General features: G+C 41.5%; 25 protein-coding genes. 12 read left to right on the forward strand and 13 right to left on the reverse strand.

All coding sequences use genetic code 11. From position 1 onward, the window contains the following. Position 1 precedes the first annotated feature (1 nt). The 12 genes from dndD to KJ593_07545 form a co-directional block, all read right to left on the reverse strand. On the reverse strand, positions 2 to 1,990 hold the full coding sequence (gene dndD, locus KJ593_07490; protein MBU2541731.1) for a DNA sulfur modification protein DndD: 1,989 nt from the start codon (positions 1,988 to 1,990) through the stop codon (positions 2 to 4). Continuing rightward, positions 1,987 to 2,625 (reverse strand): hypothetical protein, encoded by a 639-nt coding sequence (locus tag KJ593_07495; GenBank protein ID MBU2541732.1) that lies wholly within the window; start codon positions 2,623 to 2,625, stop codon positions 1,987 to 1,989. The genes dndD and KJ593_07495 overlap by 4 nt, the downstream gene beginning before the upstream one ends. Then, on the reverse strand, positions 2,625 to 2,816 hold the full coding sequence (locus KJ593_07500; GenBank protein MBU2541733.1) for a hypothetical protein: 192 nt from the start codon (positions 2,814 to 2,816) through the stop codon (positions 2,625 to 2,627). The genes KJ593_07495 and KJ593_07500 overlap by 1 nt, the downstream gene beginning before the upstream one ends. Continuing rightward, positions 2,813 to 4,201: a restriction endonuclease subunit S gene (locus KJ593_07505; GenBank protein MBU2541734.1), complete on the reverse strand. Its 1,389-nt coding sequence runs from the start codon at positions 4,199 to 4,201 to the stop codon at positions 2,813 to 2,815. Before KJ593_07505 ends, KJ593_07500 begins: the two co-directional genes overlap by 4 nt. Then, on the reverse strand, positions 4,201 to 6,972 hold the full coding sequence (locus KJ593_07510; protein MBU2541735.1) for an N-6 DNA methylase: 2,772 nt from the start codon (positions 6,970 to 6,972) through the stop codon (positions 4,201 to 4,203). Before KJ593_07510 ends, KJ593_07505 begins: the two co-directional genes overlap by 1 nt. 122 nt (positions 6,973 to 7,094) lie before the next feature. Further along, on the reverse strand, positions 7,095 to 8,663 hold the full coding sequence (locus KJ593_07515) for an ATP-binding protein (GenBank protein MBU2541736.1): 1,569 nt from the start codon (positions 8,661 to 8,663) through the stop codon (positions 7,095 to 7,097). 9 nt (positions 8,664 to 8,672) lie between these two features. Beyond that, positions 8,673 to 8,855, reverse strand: a complete 183-nt coding sequence (locus KJ593_07520) for a helix-turn-helix domain-containing protein (GenBank protein MBU2541737.1) — start codon at positions 8,853 to 8,855, stop codon at positions 8,673 to 8,675. Positions 8,856 to 9,405: 550 nt separating this feature from the next. Further along, entirely contained in the window at positions 9,406 to 9,669 is a 264-nt protein-coding gene (locus KJ593_07525) for a hypothetical protein (protein MBU2541738.1), read from the reverse strand. Positions 9,670 to 9,881: 212 nt separating this feature from the next. Beyond that, a complete protein-coding gene (locus KJ593_07530) occupies positions 9,882 to 10,061 on the reverse strand; it encodes a hypothetical protein (GenBank protein ID MBU2541739.1) in 180 nt (59 codons plus the stop codon). 33 nt (positions 10,062 to 10,094) lie between these two features. Further along, entirely contained in the window at positions 10,095 to 10,376 is a 282-nt protein-coding gene (locus KJ593_07535) for a hypothetical protein (protein MBU2541740.1), read from the reverse strand. A 109-nt stretch (positions 10,377 to 10,485) separates the two neighbouring features. After that, positions 10,486 to 10,758 carry a hypothetical protein gene (locus tag KJ593_07540; GenBank protein MBU2541741.1) on the reverse strand — a complete coding sequence of 91 codons (273 nt, stop codon included), beginning with the start codon at positions 10,756 to 10,758 and terminating at the stop codon, positions 10,486 to 10,488. A gap of 17 nt (positions 10,759 to 10,775) precedes the next feature. Then, entirely contained in the window at positions 10,776 to 11,060 is a 285-nt protein-coding gene (locus tag KJ593_07545; GenBank protein MBU2541742.1) for a hypothetical protein, read from the reverse strand. Positions 11,061 to 11,175: 115 nt separating this feature from the next. Here KJ593_07545 and KJ593_07550 point away from each other — a divergent pair, with 115 nt between their 5' ends. The 4 genes from KJ593_07550 to KJ593_07565 all read left to right on the forward strand — a co-directional run bounded on the left by KJ593_07550 (position 11,176) and on the right by KJ593_07565 (position 16,158). After that, positions 11,176 to 11,589 (forward strand): hypothetical protein, encoded by a 414-nt coding sequence (locus KJ593_07550; GenBank protein MBU2541743.1) that lies wholly within the window; start codon positions 11,176 to 11,178, stop codon positions 11,587 to 11,589. Positions 11,590 to 12,022: 433 nt separating this feature from the next. After that, positions 12,023 to 12,625 carry a sigma-70 family RNA polymerase sigma factor gene (locus KJ593_07555; GenBank protein ID MBU2541744.1) on the forward strand — a complete coding sequence of 201 codons (603 nt, stop codon included), beginning with the start codon at positions 12,023 to 12,025 and terminating at the stop codon, positions 12,623 to 12,625. Then, positions 12,622 to 13,335: a hypothetical protein gene (locus KJ593_07560; protein MBU2541745.1), complete on the forward strand. Its 714-nt coding sequence runs from the start codon at positions 12,622 to 12,624 to the stop codon at positions 13,333 to 13,335. Before KJ593_07555 ends, KJ593_07560 begins: the two co-directional genes overlap by 4 nt. Positions 13,336 to 13,341: 6 nt before the next feature. After that, the gene (locus KJ593_07565) at positions 13,342 to 16,158 is read left to right on the forward strand and encodes a M48 family metalloprotease (GenBank protein ID MBU2541746.1); all 2,817 of its coding nucleotides are present in this window, start codon (positions 13,342 to 13,344) and stop codon (positions 16,156 to 16,158) included. Positions 16,159 to 16,166: 8 nt separating this feature from the next. On the opposite strand, the gene KJ593_07570 is transcribed toward KJ593_07565, so the two are convergent. Continuing rightward, complete coding sequence (locus KJ593_07570) at positions 16,167 to 16,850, reverse strand: hypothetical protein (GenBank protein ID MBU2541747.1); 684 nt, start codon at positions 16,848 to 16,850, stop codon at positions 16,167 to 16,169. Positions 16,851 to 17,593: 743 nt separating this feature from the next. Here KJ593_07570 and KJ593_07575 point away from each other — a divergent pair. The 8 genes from KJ593_07575 to KJ593_07610 all read left to right on the forward strand — a co-directional run bounded on the left by KJ593_07575 (position 17,594) and on the right by KJ593_07610 (position 23,871). Then, entirely contained in the window at positions 17,594 to 17,974 is a 381-nt protein-coding gene (locus KJ593_07575) for a hypothetical protein (GenBank protein MBU2541748.1), read from the forward strand. A 19-nt stretch (positions 17,975 to 17,993) separates the two neighbouring features. Then, the gene (locus KJ593_07580) at positions 17,994 to 18,413 is read left to right on the forward strand and encodes a hypothetical protein (GenBank protein ID MBU2541749.1); all 420 of its coding nucleotides are present in this window, start codon (positions 17,994 to 17,996) and stop codon (positions 18,411 to 18,413) included. A gap of 152 nt (positions 18,414 to 18,565) precedes the next feature. Further along, positions 18,566 to 20,554 carry a topoisomerase DNA-binding C4 zinc finger domain-containing protein gene (locus tag KJ593_07585; GenBank protein ID MBU2541750.1) on the forward strand — a complete coding sequence of 663 codons (1,989 nt, stop codon included), beginning with the start codon at positions 18,566 to 18,568 and terminating at the stop codon, positions 20,552 to 20,554. Then, positions 20,551 to 20,823, forward strand: a complete 273-nt coding sequence (locus KJ593_07590; GenBank protein MBU2541751.1) for a hypothetical protein — start codon at positions 20,551 to 20,553, stop codon at positions 20,821 to 20,823. The genes KJ593_07585 and KJ593_07590 overlap by 4 nt, the downstream gene beginning before the upstream one ends. A 7-nt stretch (positions 20,824 to 20,830) precedes the next feature. Then, entirely contained in the window at positions 20,831 to 21,661 is an 831-nt protein-coding gene (locus tag KJ593_07595; GenBank protein MBU2541752.1) for a hypothetical protein, read from the forward strand. A gap of 34 nt (positions 21,662 to 21,695) precedes the next feature. Further along, positions 21,696 to 21,950, forward strand: a complete 255-nt coding sequence (locus KJ593_07600; protein MBU2541753.1) for a hypothetical protein — start codon at positions 21,696 to 21,698, stop codon at positions 21,948 to 21,950. A gap of 29 nt (positions 21,951 to 21,979) precedes the next feature. Continuing rightward, positions 21,980 to 22,165 (forward strand): hypothetical protein, encoded by a 186-nt coding sequence (locus tag KJ593_07605; protein MBU2541754.1) that lies wholly within the window; start codon positions 21,980 to 21,982, stop codon positions 22,163 to 22,165. 53 nt (positions 22,166 to 22,218) lie between these two features. Further along, positions 22,219 to 23,871 carry a recombinase family protein gene (locus KJ593_07610; GenBank protein MBU2541755.1) on the forward strand — a complete coding sequence of 551 codons (1,653 nt, stop codon included), beginning with the start codon at positions 22,219 to 22,221 and terminating at the stop codon, positions 23,869 to 23,871. Positions 23,872 to 24,204: the final 333 nt, after the last annotated feature.

Raw genomic sequence — 24,204 nt, forward strand, 5'->3', positions numbered from 1 at the left:
CTTAGTCCTCCCAGAAATAGCCGGTTCTAACGGTTGTAAGTTCTTGCTTAGAATCGAACTCTAGTTTTGCTGCTCCTGCAAGATGATTTGAGAGATTTCGATAATAATTCTTGTCTATTTCTGTATCCGTTGAAAGAATAATAACTTGTTCCCCTGCATTTGGGAAGTAGTTATTGACAATATTATCTCTGTGAGTACTATCTAGCCTTGATAGAGGAGTGTCAATTATGATAGGAAGCTTTAGTTGGCTTGTTTGGGCCAATCCCCACAGTAACGAAACGGCAAATACTTCTTTTTCTCCTGCAGAAAGTCCTGACTTCCTTATTTCATGGCCATTACGGTCAATAATTCTGATTTCATAGGTTTTGTCATCTATATTAATGTCTTTTATCAATCCGCCTTTACTGGATAGCAGCTTATACATTTCAAAGGTTTTCTCTTGAAGCAAGTGTACTTTATTTTTCCTTAGACGAACGACAAACTGGTTCAAAAGATTGGAGATAGCGTCACATTCTGAAATAAAATCTGCCTTGTCCTTTGAAAGGTGGTGTTTTTCATAAAGTTTCTCGATTTCTATTTCGATATCACGGATGCTATGGTCAATAGTCAATATCTCGTCTTCAATCATTCTAAGCTGCTCTGTTTTTCTCCCGATTTGAATGGAACAATTTTCTATCTGGTCCTGAAGCATAGCAAATAATTCCCGTTCTGATTCGCTTGCCCCTTTCCCTCGACAAGAGCCTTCAATTTCTTTTATTTGAATTGTCAACTCCCTCTTTTCTTCTAAGAGAGGAGCAACCAAGAAGACATCACTTTTTTCTAGAGTTTCCATCTGATTCATCACTTTTGCAGAATCTCTTTCGGAGAGGCTAAGAACCTTTTCTACATGCGTCGAATCTCCTTCGCTAAGCAGTCGTTCAATGCGTCGTTCTAATTCCTTCATTTTCTCGATTGAAAGTTTTTCGCGATATATAGGTTCAGGTTCTTCAACTACTCGCACAATTTTCTTGGCAAGCTCTCCTGCGTGTTCACGAATTGCTTCGCCGTGATTAGTGTTGCGCTCTTTTTCAATTTGGGCCCTTACTTTATCGAAAAGTTTTCCAGCAAGTCCGAATGGCAGCGCTGATTCACATAGATGTTTTATTTCGCTATCTAGTTGGCTTAACCTATTTGCTACCTGAATACGCCTTTTTTCATTCTGCCTGATAACATCTTTTGATTCTGGAGTTTCATGAAAGGCTGCTTGAAAACGTTTTTTTGCTTCTTCCTGTTGTTCAGTGAATTCTACAATTTCAGCCTTAATTTCGCCTTTTTCCGTACACTTTTTTTCTCGTTTGCTTTTTTCCCGTTTCAATTCACTTTGCTTGAATTCGAGGTCTGCATCAGAAATCTCGATGAAGCCTTTGCGTTCTTCTTGCTTAAGATAGGCCACATCACTTGCAAGCCTATTGATGTATTGGATGCCTAATGCCGCTTCTAAAGAAGTTTGTAAGCGAACTTCGGAATGGTCATCAGAAGCAATCTCTTGTATTTTTTCTCCATCAAAAAAGAAGAATTGAGTTATTCCTGGTGGAATCGCGGCACGAATATATTCTTGCCAAATATCTTTATTTTGCACGGTAACGCGTTTCCCGTCTTTTACTACGACGAGCCGTTCCGCTATGTCTTTTGATTTTGGATCTTCCACTGTCCCGGCTGACCATGTCCTTTTAATGATTAGTTCTGAACCGTCATCTTCTTCTATGGCGAGCTCAAAAGAAACTGCCGTGTTGTTCTTTGCTTTCTCTTTTCGGTTTATACAACGATATATTTCTTCGTTTTTTGCCCCATATAGGCAATAATTGACAGCCTCCATGATAGCCGTCTTACCCGACCCATTCATTCCTCCTATTAAAAAAATACTTTTTCCTTCTTCATTGTCTGGAAAAAGAATTTCTGTAGGAAATTGAAACGACTTATAGTTCTCAATTATTAACTTGCGTAGTTTCATAGATGTTCCTCGCTAAGTTCCCAAATTCCTCGAGGCGAATTGTTCTTTAGTGTGCCATCTTGCGTCATTCGATATCGTTCCCAATTAGTGTTATTCTGCCATATGTAATCATTTGTTGCTTTACGCCATTCGAGGTCTCGTGGCAAGAGCTTGCCGTCTAACATTTTTTCAATCTCTTCTCGGACCTTTCGTCCAGGTGCCGAGCCTCCCAATCTTTTCAAGGCTTTGATAATGAGTTCGCGAAGCACAGCTCCCTCAGTTTTAGGTGCACGTGAGTGAGTGCGTTTTTTCTTGCCCCTATTGTTTAGCGAATCACTTCCTCCTATGCGCTGCCTCAACTCGTTAACAATATCTTCAAATTCGTCAGCAAGATGACCAAATAATTTGTCTGCATTATTGGGGCCGCTTAAGGCCGCTATCAACCTAGACTTTTCTGAACGAAGCGCATCTGGTACAGCTACATTTGCCTTTTCAAGTCGCTTAATGGTCTTGGTAATCTCCTGTAGTTGCTTCTCACGCTCTCTTATTTCACTTTTTTGCACGCTACTATCAAGATGCTTAATTACTTCTCGGCAAAGCTTTACGAGCAAAGTATGGTCTTTCAAATAAGGGGTAACATCTGGAGTAACGCTCATTAGCCGGCACCTTCGTTTGTCTCAAAATTGGTCTTCATAATCTCACGCAAAGCATCGTAAATCCCTGCTCTGCGATCTTTAAATTCGTGTTCCTGAACGGTCTCAAGGAGCTTGATTACTTTATCAAAATTGACCTCGTGCTGACGGCAAAGGTCCTGCAAGAGTGTTTTGTCTTCATTTGTTAGATTCATTTCTGCACCGCCTCTTCAATAAGATCCTCAACATGACGCTTGGCTGTTTCAAGTAGATTTTGAGATTCCCTAAGCGCCTGTTTAGATTGAATAACCAAATCAGCCAACTTATCCCTTTTACTTTTTGATAATAAGGGTATCTTCAATTTTTTTATAGATCCTAGTTTCCAATGTACAATTAAAGCACCTGAACATTCTCTTTCGATTTGCATGCGGCATGCTTTTGAATTGATTGCTAAAGCTAAATATTCAGGAGAAATTGAAGGATCAATTATTGATAATCTAACTATTCCACTCGAAATTATACCATCTAAAAGAGTATCTAAACAGTAGCATACACCTGGTGTTCCATCCTTCGTCAGAAGCAATTCCCCTACTGCTGGCTTAAAAGCTGCTAGAGATTTAAATAAGCTATCGGAAATATATTTATCGCTGCTACCCGTGATAATTCCCATCTCTTTCATGTTGCTTACTCTTGCAAAAAGTTTTCCTGAATCAGTATACTTTCCGCTGCCGACTTCTATACCTTTTGAAAAAGTGGCAATCTTTGAAAGAGGAATCGTTTGAATAGACGTCAAGTGGCTTTCAATCTGACGAAACGCAATCTGATAATAATCCGCATCTGCTCGATTGTTTCCCACTACCTCCGACAGCCTTGCCTCATATGACAGCGGCTTGTCAAAGACAAGCTTGTCCAGCTCCAACTCGCTTTCCAGAAGCTCCTGCGCCTGAGCGTATAGGGATTTGGAGCTATCTAAAAGGGCAAATGATTTTTGTATTAAACTACCGATTTTATCTTGCAGAGATATAGGAGGGCTTGGTATTAAAATGCGTTCAACCTCACGACAGTTTAAATTTACCTGTTCAGTTTGGCGGGAATGTCTCCAAAGCTGGTCTCTACCCATTTTGATTTGCAAATAAGCAGTCAAATAATAAGGATTTAAGGAATTACTAGTCTTTATAATAGCAACATTTTGATTTGTTACTCTCTTAGGGTCAACAGATCTGATTATTGCAGCACGACCAACAATCTCATGAGTTGCACCTATTATTGTTACAACAACACTGTCATCGTTAATATAGTCCTTAGGCGATAAAGCGTACTCTGGAATAAAGTCACAATTATCGTAATCTATACGCCCCTCACGTAATGTATTGGTCTTAATAAAATGAACAGTGGAGTCATTTTTAGTTATTCTCCGGTTTCGTGGTGTTCTTCCAGTTCGCACTGGTTCAGATATCATTTTAGAAAGCCGTTTGACATCATACTTTTGTGAAAATGATTTCCAAACTGAATCTTCCCAGAGATAATGGGGTTTATAAAATTCACTATCAATTCTTGTATACTGAATGTCGGATATTTTTACTTCACTCCAAACAGCCATTATTCCGTCCTCCAGAAGTCGAATTTTTGTTTTAATGCAAATTTGACAAAGGATTCGGCTATGCAGAGTTTGTCTTCTGATAATTTTTTTGCGTTGGCAAGGTCTTCTGGTGTTAAGTTGAAGTTGACCAAATCCTGATTAATCATTGGTTGCCCTTCTTGGGGGTGACCATTTGGAAATTCGATTAGGTTTCCGTCTTCATCGATTAGGTGCTCGTAGTCTCCAGAATTATTTTTACCACCCCGTTCACTCACAGCCATAAAAATAGAATAGTCCAATTTCTTAGCAACTTCAGCGTCGATGTAGCGGTTTTTAAGTGTTCCAATAAGGTCACTATCTAATAACACAAGTTCCAGCTTTCCGCGAGTAGTTAGGGCTTTTAGTTCGTATTCTGCTTGAGGTATTGCTTTTTCCAACGCTTTAATTTCAGCTTTAAGTCGTTTCTGTTGACCTTTTATCTTTTCTTTAAGCTTTTTTTCTTCTGCCCTGCTATTTTCTTTTAGCTTTTTCTTTTCTGCGCTCAGCTCTCCATTGGTTCCTTTCCATCCTTTTTCTAATGCCTTTATTTCAGTTTGTAATTTCAGTCTTACTGCTTCTATGTCCGATTCCGTGTCAGAAAGTTTTTGTTTGGCTTTAATTAGTTCGCTTTTTAACGAGTTGAGCTTTTCTTCGGCTTCCTCTTTTTTCTCTTCAATACTTAAGGGATTGACATCCTCTTCACTTTCCTTAACGTCTTCGACTTCGTTTTCTTCATTTGTTTCGTTAATATGGTCAGCTTCTTCCTGTTCACTAAAGGTTTCTAGTAATAAATCCGCAATTGCTTCAGGAATGACGTCTTCAGGTATATCCGTTGCTTTCTGATATTTCTTAAGCAATGAATTAATGATTGCTTCGTAATCGGGGCAGGATGCGGCTATGGCCTGTTTTGCTTTTTCAATTTTTGCCAATTCGTCTTCAGTATATTTCTGCACGAATAGTACTGATGTTTTGGTGCCTGTATGAGGTTTAAAAGTATTCTGATGAAGTCCCACAACTGCTAAGAGTCGAGCCTTTCGGAGTATCCATTCTCGAATAAATGCCAGTGATGAGTTGTTGAATTTTCCTTGCGGAAGGACAATTCCTGCGCGCCCTCCCGGTCTTAAAAATTTCAGTATTCGTTCAATGAATAGAACGTCTCGTTCTTCCTTTGCTTGCTTGTCTTTAGCTCTCTTGAGCGCTGGTTTTGCGAGGTCATAGTGAGCAAGCATTTTCTTGTCTTTCATTTCTCCTGCAAATGGGGGATTTGCAAGGACGACATCAAACTTTAATTCGTCAAAGTATTTCCATGCGAGGTCTTCTTCTTTAAGAAGATTTGATTCATCTTGAGCTATTAATCTATTTTTAAGTAGTTTGGCGTCTTTGAGGCCTTGCATGAGTTTTTGGCCTGATTGTGTGCTGTACCATGTTTTTGGGTCTAGACTATTTACGTCTGGTCCAAAGATATTGGTGTGACCGTCGCCAGCGATGAGCATTAATGCACGTGATGTCTTTGCGGCTCGCATTTCGAAATCGATTCCCCAAAGGTATTTTGATGCATAACGGTGTTTGCGGAGTTCGCGCTGTGCAGTGCCGGCTGCTGGATAGCACCATTCCATAGCGTGGATTAGAAATCCTCCTGAACCACATGCGGGATCCATGACGTATTCGTCTTTTTTTGGATTGAGCATTCGAACACACATTTCAACGACGTGCCGTGGCGTGAAAAATTGTCCTTTTTTCTTTTTTGCTTCTGTCGGTAGCAAGTATTCAAAAGCGTCATCCATAATCCTGAGGTTTGAGCCTAGTAGTCTTACCCCTTCAATGGGACCTACGCAAACTTGCAGGTGGTCTTTTCGAAGTTTAATATCCTCGTTTTCGTCAAATATGCCTGGCCATTCTTCACTTGATTTATGGAATAGTTTATTGATGCGGTCATAGGTTATTTCTGGGTCTATTGACTTCCTGAATTCGACTTCTTGATTCCTTCTTTTGGGGTTTTCTACGGCTTCTTTTTCATCCCATATCTTAGCGAAAATAAGTTTAAATATTTCGTTGAATTCGTCGACTCCGCTGTCTGCCAAAACAAGTTCTTCCAAATCTTGAACTATTTTTTTGAAATTAAAACTCTTTTTGAGGTGGGCTAATGTTTTCTTTGCTTCAAGTACATCTTTTGGTTCCTGGCCTCTGCGAGGTATGTCAAATAGGGTGTCGTCAAATTCTTTTGGATATGGACGATATAGTATGATACTGTCGCTTCCATTCGACCATACACCAACGGGTGAGCCTTCAGCATTTAAATAACTCTTAAGCTGTTCAATTCCGTCTTTGCGTTTTGGCTTTTTAACTTCAACTATAATTTTGGGTGTTTGCTTTGTTGAATCAGTATAAACGATGATGTCGGCAGCTTTCGTGTTAACTTCAGTCCCAAATTGAACGGACTTTTCCAGCTCTATCTCTTCTGGTTTATATTCATAGGAATATATGAGCTTGTACACCCAAAGCTGCCTTACTATTTCTTCAGGATGGGATTTGCCATCAGCTGAATAAACAAGAACTTCTTCTTTGCCTGAAGAAAAGGGTATCATGCTTTTAACATAATATTTTGTTTTTCCTGCCTCGCGCCCTGATTCGACTACTTTAGGGTAAATCTTGATTATTTCGTGTATTGGTTTTTCTAAATTCTCAAATTCTGTTAATTCATACTGAGTTTTAGGATCTTTAAAAACCTTATCTAGCACTTCTTTTGTGTTCATCATAAATCAACCTCTTTGTATATCGTGTGTTATATTTACTCGCCTCTCACTTATTAATAGCTATAAATTATTTCAGCATTAATAAACTTTGGCAGTGTTTGTAGCCTTTCTTAATATTTCTTCTATAACTGTAATTTGAAAAGTTTCTTTAGTACTTTCTGCACGGTTTCTTGATAATCTTCAATTTGGCGTTCATCAATTCCTACTGTGGCGCGTTCATGAATTAGTTTACATCGCAATCCGTAGTAGTGGTTAATCTTTTTCCAGAGTTTCTCGCTAATCTTGACGTATTTTTTTATTTCTTTCTCAACTTTATGCCTTGCATTAAACAGGTCTAACAATTCTCTGTCCGTATAGTGATGTCTCGATTCATTGACCAAATACTCTTTAAATGCGATTTCTAGGGTGCTATCTAATAATATCAGGCAGATGCGGTTCTTTTGCTCTAGCTTTTGATGATAGATGATATCTACAGCAATCATTCCTTCATAAAGACCGCTTGTCCAAGGTTTATCCTTTGCAATCTTTCGATTAGCTTGCTTAATAATGTCACTATATCTTAAGTTGGCTTTAGGCAAAGGGGGGAGATATGACCTTTTTGCCTCCGGAAAATTGTCTATCTTCTTTGCCACAATATGTCCGGAAGGATATTTAAAAACTTTGTCTGACCAGTCGCCCTCCCATCTCCTAGAAAGTGACGCAAAATCTTTCACAACCTGAACAAGCCAACCACGCAACGCAACAAAAATTGGATGATTTTGATTAATCCCTGACTTACTGCTATTCCATGGCATTAAGTCAGCCTCTCCTTTAAGCGAAACAATGACTCTGGTGAGGGAAATGCTGGGATGCGGTCGTCCTGCTAATCCTTTTGTAAAACCAACTTCATAATTTTTGAGAGCTTTCGCAATTAATCGGTCATTACAGTAGAAGTAGACCCCATACTCACCACTAGCAGGACTTGACTCCATGCTGAGACCAGCAAGAACCTCAACTTTAACAACCTTACCTTCTGCGCTTGGTAAATCACCATGATACCTATGTGGTAAATACTCCGGAGGGTATGCCCAATTTTCAAAGATATGTGGTTTTAAAACGTCTGCATTAAGCTGAATTTTTAACTGCTTATTAAATAAAAATTTGGCGTAGGTAGCTTCTAAATGCTCTCTAAGGTATTTGAGACTACCATCGGTTATTACAAAACGAAGTTTATGAAGTTCAATTCTAGTAGTTCCTTCAGTTATCTGATCAACCTCATAAACAGGTAGCTCCCAATCATCATTATCAAGCCAAGTTTCATCAAATTCTATACTATAAGTTTTTTCTTTAGCATACCGAGTTATTATTCGTATATCCTGAGACAAAGCTACAACCGCCCTTTTGCTTCCAACTCCAAAAATCCCTATTGTCTCATCTGTTGGCAAATTACTAGTCTGCCCGGGCCCAACAATTAAATTAAGTTCGGATTTCTTAATTCCCCCGGCACTATCAGAAACATTAATCAACTGCCTGTCTTTATCAATATCTATATGGATTTCTAAAGACCTCTTTCTGCCGATTTTCACCCATATATCAAGGGCATTATCAATTAGCTCACAAATGGAGCGATTAAGGTCATAATCCGCAATAATGGAAAGAAATATCCTTTTAGAAGGGACAGCATCTATCGTATCTACTTCTTTCTTTACCAAATTAACCCCCTATGAAACAATGTTACTCCTGCTCTTAATAAAGCTTTCCAAGTCCTCGGGATAAACCCGCCACCTGCCAATCTTTGTTGCCTTTATCTGCTTGGCCTTGATTAGGTCGCGCACCCATTTCTCGGTTACGTCCAGTTTCTTAGAGACTTGTTTTACTGTGAAATATTTTTTTAGGTCATCCATAGCTTTGTGGCTCCGGAATTGAGGCAGATTATGAGATATTGACGACTTATCTTTACTTATTATTACTTCCTATTGTACAGGAAGCGCTTTAAAAGTCAACAGAATACTGAAAACAGAATACTGAAAACACGATTTGCTATTTGTTTCTATAGCTTCATTTATATAATACCACACCCAGAAACAAACCCAACCAATCACAAATCAAGCACTTACGCAGTAGAAACAAATCTACCACCGTAGAAACAATACCCACCACCAACATCGCCCCCAAAAATAAACCCATATAATAAAAAGGGGCAACACACAAAACGCCTTCAAGCCCATAAGGCAAACAAGCACCAACCCAAAAAAGGCTACATCACCCCAGCCCCCCTAGAATAATGCCATATAAGATAAAGGGGGCACATCTAAACGCCCACCCAAAAATAAAACTCCACATAAAAACAAGGAGGGCCAAGAATACAGCGCCAGCAAGCCGAAAGGCAATACAGCGCATCCAGACCACCAAACAAAAAAGAAGAAACAATGAAAGGAAAAAAAGGAAGCAAACCTAAATCAAAAGCTCCTCCTCCTTAAGAACCAACCTCGAAACCTCCCTGAACTCCGCCTGCTCAGCCAACCCAACCAGCTCAGCCTTCAGAAGCTCCTGCTCCCACCCCGTGAGAACCGCACATACACCGTATGACGCCAGGACACCCTGCAAATCATCCAAGACATCCTCAACATCAAACCAGACATCAAACTGCCTCACATACTCCACGACACGATACACCAGCCACGAACCAGACTCACTGACAACTTTGTCTTTACACATATCGAACACCTCCGAATTTCTTTTTTATAGCGCCAGCTATTAGAAAAAAGAAATGGAGGACACCCAACCAAACAAAAGCCACCACAAACTATGTAATGTTTTAGACGGCCCCTAAGGGAAAAGGTTTAGGAACGGATTTTGCGAACGAGCAAAAGCCTCCATAAACCTTTAGGCGTGAAAAAAACACAAGAAATCAGACACAGAAAAAAAGATTAAAACAGAAAAGAAAAATACTCCTGCATCTCACCCAGAAGCTGCTTTCCCTGCTCACTTTCAAATTCAACAAACTCAATCTCTTTCCGTTCATAATCCACTTTCCTAAACTGCATAAGCACAGCATCAACAGTGAAACCCCTAAAAGTCGGCAACTGAAACGGAACATTTTGTAACATCCTCAACACCTCCAAGCAAAAAAAGAGGGGGATTCACCCCTCAACATCACCGTCCTGCTCTCCCTCCTTCAGCACCAAGTACTCAAACGCCTTCTCGAGAACAAGAACAGCCTTGGGCAAATCATTCACTCCTAAAGAACTCGAACTCTGCCAATCACCATTGTTATCCTTGTAACGCCTCTGCAACGTCACAGAACAATACTCAACATCTTTGCCCTTAATGTTCCTGGCATTCTTCCAGACAGTAGCACTTATAGCTCCTGTGCTAAACTTCTTCTCAGGCTTGTTTCCATCTCCCATTTTCATAAACTCCATTCCAGCTCTTCTAAACGAGAGCAAGAATTTTATTTCTGCCAAGAAATAATAAAATTCGTGCGACAAAACTTAAAAAGGAAAAAATAATTAGAAAAAAGGAATAAGGCAATCAGTACCGGGAATAATACCGTTTATCTGACAGAAGCTTCTTCTCAACACTGCCAACACCTTCAGCTTGGCGGGAACCGGCCTTGCACTCATCAATAATCTTATCAATAGTGTCGCCCCTCAAGTCAGCCAAGCTAGTGTTCGGCAGCCGAAGACACATCTCCTCAGATATTGAATACGTCTGCCTCGCATAAACGATACCGCTACCATAAGAACTACTGGAATCGCCAACAGGAATCCTCCTGATGCGAGTAACTTTCTTCTTCCGCCACACCCTCAACAACGCGTCAGTCATCTATAGCCACCTCGATAATCAGGGCCATCATAAAGATTAACAGGAACGTCAGCACACCTCATAGTCTTCTCAGCTTCTTTCCAGGCACCTTTCAGCAAACTGTCAAAATAACTGGCAGGATCCCACGCAATCCTATTATCCTCAGACTCCTTCAGCCAAGCATCAAGGTCAACAATATTCCTCAAAATGTCATAATCCCCATTAGGAAAAACCCTGGCGTAAACCACGCCAGGCCTTTCCAACTCCTTCACGGAATGTTTTACACAGTCATTAATCCCCATGGCACCAAAAAAACAAGAACATGCTTAAAAAGGTTACGAAAGAAAATCCGAAAGATTTATGCACAAAAACAATAAGCCTTAAATATCCCGCTAGTATTTCAGGAAATATTAGAAAATGTATAAGAAAAGCAATTACGGCATAGGATTTTCGCCACTAGAAAAAGCAACCTACAGTGTTGGACTTAGAGCATACGCTCCGGAATTACAGAGTCAAGAACTCTTATTTGCTAGAGTCAAGAATCCGCAGGCATACGAGTCAATCCTAGCAAAACACTACAACAAATTTTTGGACTACATAAAAGGCATGACAAGATACAACCCAACCAGCAACACGGAAGAGACAAGCACGCTGGAAAAAAACATCACAAACTACCATTCCGACATCAAAGACAAGAAGCAAATAGACCCGCGAACTCATTACGCATTCCCCCTCGGCCCAGAAGCAGCAATAATCGTAGACATCGGACTAAACCCAACCGGACTAAAAACAAACAGCCTCGGCAATATAGAACAAATTCGACTTAAATAATAAAGCAAGTTTCTTTTTCTACCCGAAACTGAATTACAAACCCGATTGCGCACTAAGAACGGTCTGGATACCCGCGAGAAGATGTGGTATCATAATAGCCAAAATATAAAAGTGGACAAAAGATATGCCTGACTATTACGATAAATATTCATATTTAGAAAAAGCTTTCAAAAACGACACTCGCTCATTAGATCTCCTATACGAATTCCACGACAAGTCACTAGACTACTTCAAATGTACACTAAAAACAAAATTCGACTATATCAAAGAACAGGAACTCCTTGATAAGATAGAAATATCCATCGGCAACTTGAACGATTATATTCGGCAAACCAACATAGCAATAAAACAGCTGCCAACGCCAAACAAACCCGGCAAAATAATGCGTTTCACGCAAGAATGTTATCGGCAGGAAGAATAAAAGGGATTCCGTATGGAAGAATCGCAATACGCTAAAGACTACGAATTTGCTCAACACTGCATAAAAAACAGTGACTTTGATGAATTCTACAAACGCTACAAAGCAAACATAGAAAAAACTATTAAAAAAAGATTGTACGGAGAAATGGCAACCTACCTAGAAGACATAAGCCAAGAAATCATAATGTACCTACTCTACAAAGGCGGACTTGGAAAATATCAAGGCAGATCTCGACTAAGTACATGGCTGTTCGTAGTAGTAAGGGGACGCACCATAGACTTCATCAGAAACATCACGAGACACAAAGAATCATCATATGACCCGGTAGTACTTAATGGCAAAGCAAAAAAAGACAGGTCAGTAACTCGCAAACTCATAGAAGAAGAAACCACAAGCCTTGTCTGGAAAACACTAAAAGAAATGCGAGATACGTGGAATCTTCAAAAAACGGTATTTATGGAAAAACACCACCTCGAACGACTCACATATAAACAAATCGGGCAGATGTTCAACATAAAACAGACAACAGTATACAACCACATACTCAAAGCAGAAGATAAGTTTAGAGAACTGTTTAGCGACCTAAATCCGGATTACGAGGAGGAACAAATATGAATAAATTATGCAAAATAAGCGGGCACCTCATACGATTCTACCCCCATCTCCCCGAGAAGCTAATGCAACACATTCACAGCTGTGCGGAATGCAGCGAAAAACTAAAAACAATAAAGCTATTTGCAAAACTGCAAGGAGACAAACCAGACTACGCCAAGATAGAAAAAGCACCCACCTGCCCCGATGACAACACCTTCGCAGCACTCCTTGACGGACAACTTCAAGGGAAAGAATTGCAAAAAATGGAAAGCCACCTCCTCAACTGCGCCCAGTGCTTCCACATAGCCGCAGAATACATCAAAGAACACCAACCAGCAACAGAAACCATAGAGCAACTGCTGGCAGATGCAGAACCAAGCCTTGAGGCAGCAGCTCTCTTGGACAAAGTTCGCGGGCTAAGCGAAGCATTCATCAACAAGTATTATCCGGCTATGCAGGAATGGTTTGATGGCGCATTCGGAGCGATAAGAGAAAGTATCTTGGCAGGAGAACAACTGGCAACAGTTCCAGTAAGGGGAATGGGTTTCTCTCAGAATAAGCAACAAATAATTGCGAAGACAGTGCTGATAATGCAGGAAGTCCTCAAAGAAGCCAAGCCGGACTGGACACGCGAGCAATACAAGAAATGTATCGAAAAACAGTGCAAAAAACTCAAGGCCGACAGAAAACTGAAAAACGCTCTACTGGAATATTGTGAGCACCTTAAATAAAAAACCATGTCTATTTCAGTTGAAACATTCAACTTCCTTTATTGCACCATTCTTTTCATTTTAATCGCATGGCATGGATTCTCAAAAAAATCCGTAACTATCGACCTTAGCGAATCTTCAATAAGAATTATCCTAGCCTATATCGTAACGGGGCTTATAATGACAAGCTCGCTCATAACCATTGCCCATTCCACCTTCATTCTCAACATGCGAATACCCACGAATCACCGACTGCTTCTAGCCGCGCTACCATGCCTCATATTAGTTACAACCCTGCTTGTCAGCTTAGTAAGGCTGTCAAAATATCTCAAAAAAATTATACGGACATCCAAAGATTACGAAGACGCAGAAATAGTTGAAAAAGCCAATGACCTATCCGATGCGATAGGCTTGCCAAAAGCACCAACCATCCTCTTTGCAAAAGAAAAAAACCGAACACCCGAAGTCCAATCTTACCCGTTACTCAGGAAAAGCTTTGTGATATTCCCCTCTAACTTACGACAATACATCGAAAGGTTTATGACAAAAGAAACCGGGATAGAACCCACAGATGCAAATTGGAAAAAACACTATGAAACATTTCGCGATTTTATAATTCTTCACGAGCTATCACACATAAAAAACAAGGACACCAGCTACTGGACACACTCATCGTCGCTTATAACTCAAAGTATCCTCTGGTTTCTGGCGTCTGTGATACTCTCTGCTCACGTATATTTTGGCAAAATAAATAAGTTTGGCATCTCACCCCTCACTTCTATATCAGGCATAGCATTACTCTTTTTGCTAACAGCATCATTTAGACGAACAAGGGAATACCTGTCTGACGCCTCAGCCATGCTCTACCTCTCTTATAGTAAAAGCAACTTGTTGTCCCAAAAAAAGCCGGGCACAAACAAAACGCTAATAGAAACTTTCCTGAATTGGCACGAACACCAACCCGAAACAGTAAGCCCTTCCCGCGGACCCGGCTTTTCCTCACTAAACAGGCTGGCACACCCCTCACACAAGAAGCGCTCGGAAGCTATAACCAAACAAGAGTATATATCACCCAAAATCCCATACCCGACCAACGAATCAATTATTTTCATAGCAATACTAAATGTCATATTAACATATGCCCTGCTTGAAGGCATTGGACAATTCTTCACTCATTTCATGCCATTAAAAAGTGTTATCGACGGCTGGGCGGGCTCAACAACCTATATGATAGCCTTCATTACACCACCCTTATTAAGCGCCATGTTCTTAACCCTCCCAATAAAGAACACCATAAGCCCACTAAATAACATGAATACGTACCTTAAACCAATCGTTGTTAAAACGCTGATTTTCACTGCAATCTCAACACTCACATTTATATTTTTAGGAAACACTACAAGAGCAATGGCATCTATTGCTGAATCCCGAGGCCCATATTTCTTCTGGTTCCTGACATCTTTCAGCGCGCTGACAGTCATAGCTGCCACACTTCTTCTTACATTAATAATATCCTTAGTTAACGAAACAAATCCTGCATCAAAAAAACTTCTTAAAACGCTATTAGCAGTAACACCCATTGTAATCGCATTCATAGTGGCGCCACCCCTGCTGCTGGGATTTCTTTTCAAACCCAATTATTTCCTTGCAATATTCTCATTCGTAATCGCATATGGCATATGGCTACGCATACCTCCCAAGAAAAATATCATCATATGGGATGACCGCTCTTTTTACCCAAAAATATTCAACCGCTCGATATGCTGCGAAGCTAAAGGACACGGCATATTATCCAGGCTTCGCTTTGCCGCACTTATAGCCCTTTTCGACTTCAGCATCCCTCTACTTTTATGCATACCAATATATTTATTCCTCAACACCATTCTAGACAGCAACACACTCGAATTCACGAGAAACCTAATTAGCGCATCAAGATCATCAGAGCTGTACTCTTCCAAACAATTTATTATTCTCGCAGTTTTCTTCATAGGTGCTTTTTGGACGCTGTATGCCCGGGAAAAAGACCACATTCCATCCAAGATAGTTAACTGCTCTGAAATGATAGGCATATCCGAACTCGTCCAACACAAAGATTTCTCAAGAATCTATAAAACAATTCTTGCCAAGACCAAAAACCACTTGGAAAAAAATAAATTCGTTGAATTCCCAAACAGCAACTTAGAAACCGCATATATCGCGTTTTGCGCAACAAACATCATCAAGCATGACACACATGAAACATCCCTAATAAAAGAACAAACGACACATTTCCTGACCTCACTTTACAACAACAAAGGAGGCTTTGGCGCAGCAAAAGGCGGGGAGCCCAGGCTAAGGGAAACATACTACGCGGTAGAAATAATCAGCGTGCTCCAGACCCTGAAAAGCATCGACAAGGACAAAATATCAGAATGGATAATATCATGCCAGAATATTAATGACGGCAATTTTGTCACACCGTACTTCGGCCAGCCAAGCATAGAAGAAACATTCTACGCGATTAACACTCTAAACCGTCTTTCATCCCACATCCCAAACTATGAAAAATGCAAACAATGGCTCCTGACAACATGGCGGAAAAAAGCCGACATCGAAAACACCTTCTACCTGACAAGCGCTCTCCCGCAACTTGAGCCCCAATACATCGAAGAAATCACAAAAAAATATCTTCACATAAACAATGACCGTTTTTTCCGATTCCGCTACGACAAGGACTTAAGAAAAATACGCATGCACCTGCATATAGCACGCCAGTGCTATGGGCTTAATTCAGACGAATTCAAGCAGTTAACCAAAAACACAGAAGAAGAAATTGAGAAAATAATAGCGTCGTCCCAATTTTAGCTGGTGAATCACAAAAGCGACATTAAATCATTCCTCATAAGCTTGCAAACCTCTATAATCCTGTTAGTAAACCGCAAACGATTATCTTTCACGTAAACAGCTTCTACAACAAGATCCTCTGCTGCAGCAATACCAGAAGCCCTAACATCATGCCTATCACACTGATACAAAGAAACTATCCGTTTCTTGTCATAACTGTTTACGGGCAACGATAAGTGCTCAACACTCTTACCCGCGATGTACTCACGTAAAGCTTTTACTCTAGAATCCCACCGCACTGCTTCATCTTTAGTCAAACGCACAATCCTTACTTCAAACAAATCAATATCCTTTAGTAATAACTTAATCGCGTCTTCCCCATTACCTTTCCTTATTAATACCGGAATGCGCCTATAAAGAACCACCATCTCACCCCAAAGCTTCTTAAAAAGCTTTTTTTCAAAATACAAAGATTTACAACCAGGCTCAGGCTCGTTTTCAGCAAAATGAATATGCGGACTGAAATAGTGATTAAAATACCTGATAAGTCCTCTAATAAAACTCTCATATTTAAGCTCGAGCAGGAAATCCTTATTCTTGTAACTCCCATCCCACTCCTGAATAAGTACCGCTAACTGCTTCTCAACCTTCTCTATAAGCCGCACTTCTTCCGGACTCAACTCGCGTCTCCTGCCAAACCATCCCATATTCATAACTCCTATATTAACAATATATATACTTATCTATCTGATCCCGTATTCCTACAAGTAGGCACACCCTTTGCTATTAGTCGTTCGGAAAGAACTATATTTTCCAAAGTTTCTGATAAATATTTCTCTCAAAAAAAGCACTTTTCTGGAAAATTTGGCTAATTCAACACGACTAAGGAGTAGAAAAATAAATGTGGAAATTGAAAAAAGTTTGGAAAATCTTGCGGAATGATTCGACTATTAGGTGAAGAACAAAAAGTCAAGCTGAAAGGGGGTAAAAATTCTTGGAAAAAAGAGGGTGTTCGATACAACAAATAGTTGGAACGAAAAAAGAGGAGGTAAAAATATGTACTGTTCATTTTGCAACTCTTATTCTTGTAAGTGCGATGACGACAAGTTCAGCCCGCTAACCCCGAATTATCTTTGGCCTGATAAACCAAAGAGTCACAAAAAAATCTTCGGTGAAACCTTTGATGACCCCGGAAGAAAGATTTTGCACGAGAAGAAACCAATAGAGCGTGAGCCAGTATTTCCTCCGAAGCCTGATTTGCATTACATGAGACCATTGCACAGACCTCTTGGGATAGATAGCATGCGGTGGCAGATGATGCCCACTCCCCCAGGGTTCATCAAATTCTAAACGTAGGATCAACGAAGCATCCAGCAGAAGGAACTACCAATAACCGGTTAGCTAGGGGGGCGCAAGCAGCCCCCCCCATTACTTTCTCAAGAAGGAAAAAGAAATCATGAAGGTAATCAATTACACAAATATTAAAGCAGTAGAAAGAATTCTGCGCATCCTAGCAACTGGCGTGGATACCGCAGACCTCGTCGTTTACATCACGTTCCCCAACATCGAAGAGGAAAAATTTAACGGATTGTTCATTGATGATAAGCCGCCTACAATAAAAATATTTATGCGCAAAAACAACAACGTCTACTACAAGCCTGCAAAACGCCTGATAGCGATAAGAAACTACTGCCAATTCATTGCATACATATTCCTGCACGAATTCTACCATTACGCAGCAAGACTCAAAAACTTTCGCTATGCTAATGAACGCGAAGAAAACCTTGCAGACCAGTACGCCTACGACACACTCAAAAAAGCAGGACTCACGCTATAAAAACGGGAGAAGTAAGACTATGGAAAAAAATAATGAGCTTGAAAAAATCATGCAGGAATCAATGGGACAGGATCTGAGCGAAAACACAATAAACACCATTCCTGTAGACGCTTATGTCCAGCAAAACTTCATTGGAAGCTCATTCAGAGACAAAGAAAAAACCGAAGCCGACGGCTCCAGCAACCGCACACGAAACTTTTTCATAAAAAAATTTCACTGCGGATGCTACACCGGCACCATCAAGACCTACGGAAGATACTGCGACAACCCCGTGCCACCAGGCAGAAAAACGTGGAAAGAACCCTACCACATCCTGTGCGTCAACTGCGCCAAAATCCTCGAATGCGAAGGGTGCGGAAAAACCGGCGACAGGATATGCTTTACCAAGCGCGGTCAGAAATGGTACTGCCTTGACTGCCTCAGAACGCTAAGACTATAAGAAAGGAGAAAAAAATTGTGAAGGTAAGCCCCAGATTCCAACAAGCGCGGAACACAATAGAATTCTTCGGCCTGCAAAACAACGAGGTCATACTTCGCCTTTTCAAAACTTTTGCAAGAAACCAGCGCAACACCACAGCATACCATACGCTAATGCGCGCAATCCACAACCACCCTTATGTAATGAACAAACAGATCAGCCAAAGCCCATTCGCCACGCCACCACCCCCCACAACACAGCAAGGCAAAATGCGCATCGGCTTAGACGAACACAACAGGCCATACCACCTTGAAATAAAAAATTTCACCAAACACCTCCTGATAACAGGAACAACAGGCTTTGGAAAAACATCATTTTTCCAAAACACAATGACCTTCCTGCACAAAATGGGAACAAAGTTCTTGGCGATTGACATAAAGAAAGACACGCGCGAACTGCTCCACCGCATTCCAATGCTCATCCTGCGCTTCAAAGAAAACACCAACTTCAAACTCAACCCCCTACAGCGACTGCCAGGCGTAAGCCAGATAGAACAGGACGACCTCTTTATCAGACTGCTCGCAGAAACCACATTCTTGGCTGAAGGCTCCACAAGCCTATTGCTTGACTCTCTCTGCGAACTACGAAACAAAAAAGGCGCCATAACCGTCTTTGACCTTTACCAATCAATCGAAGAAAAAGGAAAAAAATTCCGCACATTAAGACAGCTGGGATGGCGGGACAGCTGCCTCCGAAGCCTAAAAACACTAGTCCTATCATTCGGGCCAATGCTAGACTGCGCAGAAGGACTTCCCATCCACCGCATAATCCAAGAACACAACGTCGTAGCAGAGCTTGACTCGGCAGGCTCATACAAAAGCTTCTTCGGCACCCTCCTCCCAGCCTACTACCTGAAATGGAAAATCAGCAACAACATCAAAAGCCCGTTTCACGCAAACTTCTGCGACGAAGGAAACATGCTGCTAAGCAAAACCATAGAGTTCCACAGCGTCACAAAAAAGCTAAGCATCCTCACACTCATAGAGCTTGGCAGGGAATTCCAAGAATCATGGTTCATCTCAAGCCAAGAACCAAAAAAGCTGTCAGAAAGCGTGAAGTGCAACACAGCCACAAAAATCCTCCTTCCCCTGGAAGACGGGCCCAGCAGAAATTACATGAGCGATACCGTAGGCATGACACAAACACAAACAATACACACAACCCTGTTCGTCACAGGACAGTCAGTCGTAAAACAAGAAGGACAAAAACCACACAAAATAACCCTGGACCCCCCTCCTGAAAATGCCGGGCTCACAGAATTCAGCGACCAAGAAGCCGAACAAGAAAGCCAACCCATCATAAACCAGTACCCCACAAAAATGAAAAAACAGACAATAACTATCGAGGAATTCAAGCCGGCACAAAAGTGCCCCAGATGCGGAACCGGAGAACTAATAATTAAAGAAGGAAAATTTGGAAAATTCATAGCCTGCAATCAGTACCCAAACTGCAAACACACGGAGCAACTCAAAAACGAACAGCCACAAGAACTCACACAACAACAAAAAGAACTATTATGGCACATCAAACTACACCCCGAACTTTCCAAAACACAACACTACAAAAGCCTCAATCTCTCAGCCGGAAAAGCAGACAACCTTATGAAAAAAATGCGTCACCTCGTAAGAGAAATCACCATTCCCACACAACAGCGCGGCAGACAACCAATCCTACTCGCGCTCACCAAACAGGCATGCCAACAGCTCGGCGTAGAACAGCCTCGCACCAGAGGAGCAGAAATAGAACACGACTTCCACGTAGCCCGCTACGTCGCACAGCTCAAAAAAGCGGGACACAAAGCAGAGCCGAACTTCAAGCTCAAAGATAAAGAAGCAGACATCGGCATAATGCTCCCCAACGGAGAAATAATCGCAGTAGAAATAAGCACGACAACAACGCCCGAATGGGAAATGCAACAAGCCATCAAAAACATCAAAGCAGGATTTGACAAAACAATAATCATAAACACCAACCCTGACAAATCTCAGGAGTTTAACATAAAAGCGCAGTTTCAGCTAAGCCCCGAACAAGAAAGCAAAATAACCATATCGCAGCTGATACCAGACATAACAGAACTGATACGAAAGGAGCAAGAAACGTGATAGATGACAAAAAATTACAGGACGAGCTGCTCGAACTGCTGACAGAACAGCAAATACCAGAAGAACTCAGATCCCACCCGCCACCATATGACTGGAAAAGCCTTCTCCGTCCCCTGGGAAAATTTGTGCTGGTAATCATCGGTATCTGCGCAGCCCCTTTTGTGGCGTCAATCATCATAGCAATAGTAACGCTCTGCCCCGTCATAGTTCCAATCTGGATACTGATGTACATTGCACAACAAAAAACCAATCCCACCAACAGGAGATAAAAAAATCATGGAAGAAACTGAAGGAATGGAAAACATGGAAACACCTGAAGAAATGGAAGGCATTGAAGAAGCAGAAAACATCTCCCTTGATGCAACAAAAGAAGCTGACGAACTTATCGAACAGTCAATGCAGGAAGGCATCTCCGAATTCAGCGCGGACGCAACAAAAGATACCATAGCTAATATTATGCACGAAGAAGGAATTCCGGAAGAAAAAATTGAAGCACTAACAGAAAAAGGACACGAGCTGCTCAGCAAAGAACCAGCAAAACACGAGGTCTCTGAAGAAAAAGAAATACAAGGACTAAAACAAACCTCTGGCCGTGAAGGATCGCCAAAGCCATACAACTATCCATCAGAACCCGGGAAAAAAGCTCAGCACAACATTCCTTATCCTTTTGGCAAGAACACAGAAGAAATCAGCCAAAGAGAACGGCTTGAAGCCATGAAAGAAGGGCTTGAAGAATTCCTAGAAACACCCCACAAGACACCACATCAGGAAGAAGCGGTAATTGAAAAACTGGAAGAAATACAACAGCAACTAAGCGGGCTGCCACCAGACCCGCCAGAACCAGAAGAGCCAGAAATTGAAGACGTAACAGACAAACAAGCACAAGCTGAAGGATGGCAAGACGCAAGAGAAAGAAAAACATGGCTGGACGGCACAGAAAGCGTAAAACAAATACCTAAAAACGTATACAAACCCGCCAAGCTCAATACCATCAAAGGCATGTACAGCCAAGGCTTAGAAAACAAAGGTAAAGTGGGATATGACGGATTCGGAGAACTAATGGACGACCTAGACGACACAATAAATGACATGGGAACAATGTTCTAATAATTTTCAACACTTAAACAATAAGGAGGACGTTATGGCAAAACCACAAAAGCTGACAGAAGCAGAACAAGAACTGGTAGTATTTCTTGCAAATTGTCCCGAACCTGAGTCTATACACGGCATAGCCGACATTTACCACCTATCGACAGAACAAACGTTAAACATGCTTGCAAGATTAAGTAAGAGTTTGCGGATTTACAGAAATAAAAAGCTCGAAATCAGTCTTGCAATTGACCCTGACGCAATCACGAATCAAGAAAACGAAATACCAACAGACGAAACTCTATAAATCCAAAACCGAAAAAAGGGGCCGGAACAGTGAAGAAAGCAGTAAGCAAAAAATGCAGAAGCAGAAAAATGAAGCTTCACAGCTTCACGTGGGAACTTCTGCCTCCCGGCACCCTCAAACGAGATAAATCAAAACACCAAAAGCCCGAAGAACGATGGAACGAAATACAAGCCATAGGCAGCCAGATAATAGCCGAAAGCAAAGAAACTAATTGACAAAATGTCTTATTTGGACTACCATATGATACAGTTAATAACAGGAAAGAATTATGAAAGACAAAAAGTGCGCCCTATATATTCGAGTTTCTACCCCCCGCCAGGCAAGCGTTGAAGACGGCAGCCTCGACGCCCAGGAATCCAAGCTAAAAGCCTACGTCAACTACGAAAACACATCCAAACAAGACAAGTGGAAAATAAGCGGAACCTACCGAGAAGAAGGACGCAGTGCCAAAGACCTCAAGCGCCCACAATTCCAGCGCATGATGCAAGACATCAACGACGGCAAAATAAACACCATAGTCGTCTGGAAAATCGACAGGCTCACCCGCAGCCTCAAAGACTTCTCCAACCTATGGGAAACATTCAAAGACCAAGGCATACAACTCATCAGCCTAAACGAAAAATTCGACACAAGCACAGCAATCGGCAGAGCAATGCTCACCATCATCCTCGTCTTCGCTCAACTCGAACGCGAGCAAACCGGAGAAAGAACCTCAGCCACAATGCAATACCGCGCAGAACAAGGACTCTGGAACGGAGGCAGAATACTCGGCTACGACCTTGATAAAGAAAAAAAGGGCGTGCTCAAAATCAACAAAGAACAATCCAAACTGATAAACAAAGCTTTCGAGCTATGCATGCAAAAAGGCAGCGCAGGCCAAACCCAACAAATACTTAACGAACTCGGCCACAGAATGCCAACATACGAATCACGCAGAGGCAAAAAACACGGCAATACCCTCTTCACAAAACAAGCAGTAATAAGACTTCTGACAAACTCCGCCTATATTGGAAAAATCAGTTGGGCCGGCAAACTATACAAAGGAATACAGAAGCCCATCATAGATGCAAAAACATTCGATAAAGTCCAGACAATACTAGGAAAGAACCGTAAAACAAGAACCAATGAAAGAGCACCCAAGCAACACGTCTACATCCTCCAGGGCATTCTCAAGTGCGGCAAGTGCGGCTCAATGCTCACTCCAAAAAGCGGCAAGAACGGCTCCGGACAGCCATACCATTATTATCAATGCACCCAGAACAGCCACATAGGAAAACAAGCGTGCAAAGCCAAATATGTTCCTGCTAAAAGCATTGAAGACTTTGTTCTCGAAAGAGTCCGCGAGCTGTCAACCAAGCAAGAAGAAATTGACGCAATGATAGAAAGGGCTAGCAAGGCAGGAAACAAACAGATAACCCAGCTTGAGGAGAATAAAAAAAGGCTTCTGGCAAAACTTCAAGAAGTCAAAGGCAGGCTCGGAAAGATAGTGGACGCCATAGAGGCCGGACAGGCATTCAGAACATTCTCTGAACGCGTCAAAACTCTTGAAGAAGAACGCGAAAGCCTAGAAAAAAAGATAGAAGAAACTTCTTTCGAAATAGAAAAAGCCAGTCAGGAAATACTGAGCGCAGAAACAATGAAGCAAAACTTCCAACAGCTCAGGGACGTAATAGATAAAGCTAATCCTCAGCAACTGAAAGACCTGCTCTACAACATCATAGAAGTCATCGAATACCACGAATCAACAGACGACAAATCAACAGGACACCTCAAAATAAGCTACTTCGAACAACCCAACCTCACCATACCCGACCCCAAAAATACAAAGAGCGAACAACACCCAAATGGGGCATTGTTCGCTCAGAGTATCAAATGGCTCCCCCGCGAGGACTCGAACCTCGGACATGGTGGTTACAAGTGACCCGAAATTACTTTCGGACTTGGACTATATCATTGCCCTCGACTTTACGTTAGGGCAGCGGGTATATAGTCTCTGCACATTTAGGCTCGGCTCTTTAGCCTCGCACACTTAGCTCAGGATTATCCTTGGTTTTGAGGACTTCCCTGAATTAGCCCGCTTTGTCAACTGCGGTTTCCCGCAGAAGCTGCGCTTTCTAAATCCCTTGGCTTTACCTCAGGATGTTCATCCGGCTTTGACGGACTCGCACAGCCACCCGCTCTACCAACTGAGCTACAGGGGAATTTTATTCATCATTCATATTTAGTATTTCGCTTTAAAAGAACGTTCTACTAT

Source organism: Candidatus Omnitrophota bacterium (assembly GCA_018830005.1).
Taxonomy (GTDB): domain Bacteria; phylum Omnitrophota; class Gorgyraeia; order JAHJTE01; family JAHJTE01; genus JAHJTE01.

Bases quoted from the DNA above. Each gene is read 5' to 3' on its own strand.
- KJ593_07570 (MBU2541747.1), bottom strand. From the start codon at position 16,850: ATGAATATGGGATGGTTTGGCAGGAGACGCGAGTTGAGTCCGGAAGAA.
- KJ593_07550 (MBU2541743.1), top strand. From the start codon at position 11,176: ATGTATAAGAAAAGCAATTACGGCATAGGATTTTCGCCACTAGAAAAA.
- KJ593_07600 (MBU2541753.1), top strand. From the start codon at position 21,696: ATGGCAAAACCACAAAAGCTGACAGAAGCAGAACAAGAACTGGTAGTA.
- KJ593_07535 (MBU2541740.1), bottom strand. From the start codon at position 10,376: ATGGAGTTTATGAAAATGGGAGATGGAAACAAGCCTGAGAAGAAGTTT.
- KJ593_07580 (MBU2541749.1), top strand. From the start codon at position 17,994: ATGGAAAAAAATAATGAGCTTGAAAAAATCATGCAGGAATCAATGGGA.
- KJ593_07545 (MBU2541742.1), bottom strand. From the start codon at position 11,060: ATGGGGATTAATGACTGTGTAAAACATTCCGTGAAGGAGTTGGAAAGG.
- KJ593_07500 (MBU2541733.1), bottom strand. From the start codon at position 2,816: ATGAATCTAACAAATGAAGACAAAACACTCTTGCAGGACCTTTGCCGT.
- KJ593_07610 (MBU2541755.1), top strand. From the start codon at position 22,219: ATGAAAGACAAAAAGTGCGCCCTATATATTCGAGTTTCTACCCCCCGC.
- KJ593_07595 (MBU2541752.1), top strand. From the start codon at position 20,831: ATGGAAGAAACTGAAGGAATGGAAAACATGGAAACACCTGAAGAAATG.
- KJ593_07585 (MBU2541750.1), top strand. From the start codon at position 18,566: ATGCGCGCAATCCACAACCACCCTTATGTAATGAACAAACAGATCAGC.
- KJ593_07555 (MBU2541744.1), top strand. From the start codon at position 12,023: ATGGAAGAATCGCAATACGCTAAAGACTACGAATTTGCTCAACACTGC.
- KJ593_07495 (MBU2541732.1), bottom strand. From the start codon at position 2,625: ATGAGCGTTACTCCAGATGTTACCCCTTATTTGAAAGACCATACTTTG.
- KJ593_07560 (MBU2541745.1), top strand. From the start codon at position 12,622: ATGAATAAATTATGCAAAATAAGCGGGCACCTCATACGATTCTACCCC.
- KJ593_07525 (MBU2541738.1), bottom strand. From the start codon at position 9,669: ATGTGTAAAGACAAAGTTGTCAGTGAGTCTGGTTCGTGGCTGGTGTAT.
- KJ593_07520 (MBU2541737.1), bottom strand. From the start codon at position 8,855: ATGGATGACCTAAAAAAATATTTCACAGTAAAACAAGTCTCTAAGAAA.
- dndD (MBU2541731.1), bottom strand. From the start codon at position 1,990: ATGAAACTACGCAAGTTAATAATTGAGAACTATAAGTCGTTTCAATTT.
- KJ593_07575 (MBU2541748.1), top strand. From the start codon at position 17,594: ATGAAGGTAATCAATTACACAAATATTAAAGCAGTAGAAAGAATTCTG.
- KJ593_07565 (MBU2541746.1), top strand. From the start codon at position 13,342: ATGTCTATTTCAGTTGAAACATTCAACTTCCTTTATTGCACCATTCTT.
- KJ593_07510 (MBU2541735.1), bottom strand. From the start codon at position 6,972: ATGAACACAAAAGAAGTGCTAGATAAGGTTTTTAAAGATCCTAAAACT.
- KJ593_07505 (MBU2541734.1), bottom strand. From the start codon at position 4,201: ATGGCTGTTTGGAGTGAAGTAAAAATATCCGACATTCAGTATACAAGA.
- KJ593_07530 (MBU2541739.1), bottom strand. From the start codon at position 10,061: ATGTTACAAAATGTTCCGTTTCAGTTGCCGACTTTTAGGGGTTTCACT.